Origin of the sequence: Methylobacterium sp. GC_Met_3, from assembly GCF_026540775.1 — a bacterium.
Lineage (GTDB): Bacteria > Pseudomonadota > Alphaproteobacteria > Rhizobiales > Beijerinckiaceae > Methylobacterium.
Window position 1 is genome coordinate 1 of record NZ_JALNUL010000128.1, and the last position, 2977, is coordinate 2977.

The following is a 2977-nucleotide window of genomic DNA, read 5'->3' on the forward strand; positions in this document are numbered from 1 at the left end:
CGTACCTTGATCGCGTTGCTTGATGGCAACAGAACTAGATAAAGTATTTCTGTTTGTTTCTACCCGATTTAGGTGGCTAATAACCGAAATAATAGGCCACGAAATCGTGAATGCGCACCCTGCGGGCATTTTGTTGCGCGATTTGCCACGCTCTTCAGCGTAGCCCGCCTACAGATTAGCTTTAAGGTGCTATGCCGCCCCACAGCCGCGGCATTTGCAAAACGGGCCTATCCCAACCCATGTTGGACAATCCCGCTTCTGGCCGCATGGCCGGGCGCCCTGTCCTAGCGTAGCTGGGCCGGATGTCAGCCAGCCTCGCCCCAACCCTGATCCCGAACCCCGTCGCCATCTGGCACGGCGCCATCGAAAACATCTCGCCCCACGCCTCGCCCTGCCGGTATCTCACTCCGGCCCGGTGGGTGCCGCTACGGGAGGCCGCTATCGACTTCTGCGAAAGGCTGGGCGCAGAGGCACACTCGCTGGGGTGGACGGCTGCCGAGCTATTCGCGCTCCACCCTGAGCACGGGACGCTGCGGGTGGACTACTGCGGCGTGATGATGGTGTCCGGCAGCAAGGCCGTGGCGGTGGAGCCAACTCGGATCGTGTTCGATCGGGGCTCGGGTTACCGGACCAAGCAGGGTCAGGTCTGGGGTATTCCTGTCTGGGAATTCGCCATGAAGGGTGCGGGCCGGTGAGTTGCCGGCGCTTTGCGCAGATCGGCAGTACCGGCCCGCTGCTGGGCTTAACGGTGTTGGTTACGATCCTGTAAGTACACCGTAACTGTGAAGATGCTCTCAACAGCTTCATTTTTTATTGATGGAAGTCTGTGTATTAGCATTTCACTCGAAATCGTTATGATGGAAGCAGTCATGACAACGCTCTTAAAGAAACGACATATTCTGACTGCAATAATATTAACATGCTCTTCAATTTCTTCGGCATTGTCGAATGATGATAACATTATAGATGTAACACCAGCGAAAGAAGAAACAGTTAAAAATAGCGAAGCGTCAGTCTCGGTAGGGGATACTTTTTCAATAAAATTACGGTCTGGCAGCGGGCTGCCGACTTCTTGGCAATGCGCTTCTGCTGATGAGAGCATTGTCAACGTCAAAGGGAATGGGTGGAAAAGAGCAGATGGATTGGCGGATGGGTTAAACGGTGGCAAAGTAGGCTATGAAATAGCCAGTATCTTTATTATTAGTGCAATAAGACCCGGAATGACTACAGTAAAGTGTGAATATGTCTGGTTTACAGGTGAAGTCAATTCCACGACGAAGCTTCTACTCAACATCCACTAATTGATCGATTGGGCAAGAGCCGCTTACCGCTCATGCTGGGACCGGAAACCCCATGATCACGGCGGTCTTCACCATCGTGCGCCGCAGACCCGGTGTGGTGGCCTCCTCGGCCAGCAGTGCCTTGGCCTGCGGGTGCATCTCGATCGCCTTTGCCACGTCGTCGGTGTGGCCGGACTTGAACGCGAACGGCGGGTCGCCCTCGTCCTTCAGGTGGGCGGCTGTGGCGGCCTCGATCTCCTCGTCCGTCACCTCGGACTTGCGGCGCAGGTCGCCGACGCTGGGGATCTCTTTGGCCATGGTGGAGGCCTACCGCGGGGCCCCTGCCCCGTCTATCGCGGCACGCTCGCCGGGTGGCCATATCATCACGACACGCCCAGTCTTGCGCTCCGAAGCTTTACGCCTCCCTCTGCGCTAGCCCCCGCCGATCGCGTTTCTCTCTGCCGGTTGAGCGACCGGGACGCTGCCCACCAGGAGGCGGATCATCTCGGACCGACTTTCTAGCATCAAGGCAGGCGGCTCTCCGACTCAGGCCGTCCACGCAGCGGCGAATTTCGGTTGAGGGACGTGGGCAAGTCGGTCTTCATTCTGATGCAACGGGTCCGTCGTCGGATGGGCGTGCTTGTCGGCCATGGGCGGCGGTACGCAGGTGCCTCTACCGAGGTTTCGCTGCGCTGCGATCAGGGTAAGAGCAGCCTTAACGAGACACGTCGACTGGGGCGGCCATATCATCATGGCTCGCCCGGCTTTGTGCGCATCCCGATCGCGTCCACGGCTGGTCGCAGAGATGATAGGGCCCCCCTTCGCGCGGTGTTTTCACGGATCAGCTTTTTCAGCGACGCCCATCGCTCCAGAGATTTGCATGGCGACCCGATCCGCTGCCGCGATCAGCACTGTGTCGAGATGGTGGATGTACCGGGACGTCATTCCGCGGCCGGCATGTCCCAGCATCGCGCCGATCGTCGAGTCGCTGTAGCCGAGGTCCCCAGCCGTCGAAGCGAATGAATGACGAAGGGTGTGTGCCGAAACGCCCTCCAGCCCTGCCTTGCTCACGATGCGCTCCAGTGCATCGTCGAGGCTGACGAAAGGCCCCTGCCCTCCCCGTGCGGCCGGCAGAACGTAGACCGAGCCAGGAACCCGCTGGACATCGTCTAGGATCAGCAGAGCGGCTCTGCTGATCGGTCGAACGGGGGCGCCCTCCTTCGTATCCTCCAGCCGTAGGCATGGTTCCGCTCTATCGATCTCGGACCACCGCAGCTTCACTATTTCGCTGAGCCGGCAGCCGGTCAGGGCCAGTAGCCGGACGCCGGCTAAGGCTTGCCACCGCTCCAGAGAGCCCTCCTCTGTCTCGACGAGTGCTTTGCCGAGCGCAGTATATTCGTCCGGTGTCAGGCGCCGCTTCCGCTTCTTGCCGGCCGGCCGTTTCACGCCGACGGCCGGGTTCGTCGTGATGACGCGCTCAGCGACGGCATAGCTTAGGATCCCGCCCAAGAGCCCCGCGGTGCGCGTCGCGGCGCCGGAGCCGCCCTCGACCACTGCCTTGCCGCGGAAGCCGGTCTTTATCACGTTGGCGGTCTTGCCATTGCGGCGCTTCAGTCGACCGCCATCGACGTGAGCTTCATGCCGGTCGACGCAACCCGGCGGCAGGTGCTCGATTTCGGCCCGGGTTACTACAACCC

Annotated in this window: 4 protein-coding genes; 2 read left to right on the forward strand and 2 right to left on the reverse strand. The window is 60.0% G+C overall.

Annotation, left to right across the window (positions count from 1 at the left end; all coding sequences use genetic code 11):
• The first annotated feature begins 302 nt into the window (after positions 1-302).
• Positions 303-695 carry a hypothetical protein gene (locus OXS27_RS31960; protein WP_243923869.1) on the forward strand — a complete coding sequence of 131 codons (393 nt, stop codon included), beginning with the start codon at positions 303-305 and terminating at the stop codon, positions 693-695.
• A gap of 159 nt (positions 696-854) precedes the next feature.
• Entirely contained in the window at positions 855-1301 is a 447-nt protein-coding gene (locus tag OXS27_RS31965; RefSeq protein WP_267361674.1) for a protease inhibitor I42 family protein, read from the forward strand.
• 30 nt (positions 1302-1331) lie between these two features.
• Here the strand turns inward: OXS27_RS31965 and OXS27_RS31970 are convergent, their stop codons facing one another.
• Both OXS27_RS31970 and OXS27_RS31975 read right to left on the reverse strand, forming a co-directional pair.
• Complete coding sequence (locus tag OXS27_RS31970; protein WP_267361675.1) at positions 1332-1598, reverse strand: hypothetical protein; 267 nt, start codon at positions 1596-1598, stop codon at positions 1332-1334.
• 516 nt (positions 1599-2114) lie between these two features.
• Positions 2115-2977: site-specific integrase (locus OXS27_RS31975; RefSeq protein ID WP_267361676.1), on the reverse strand; the 863-nt coding region annotated here is incomplete at its 5' end.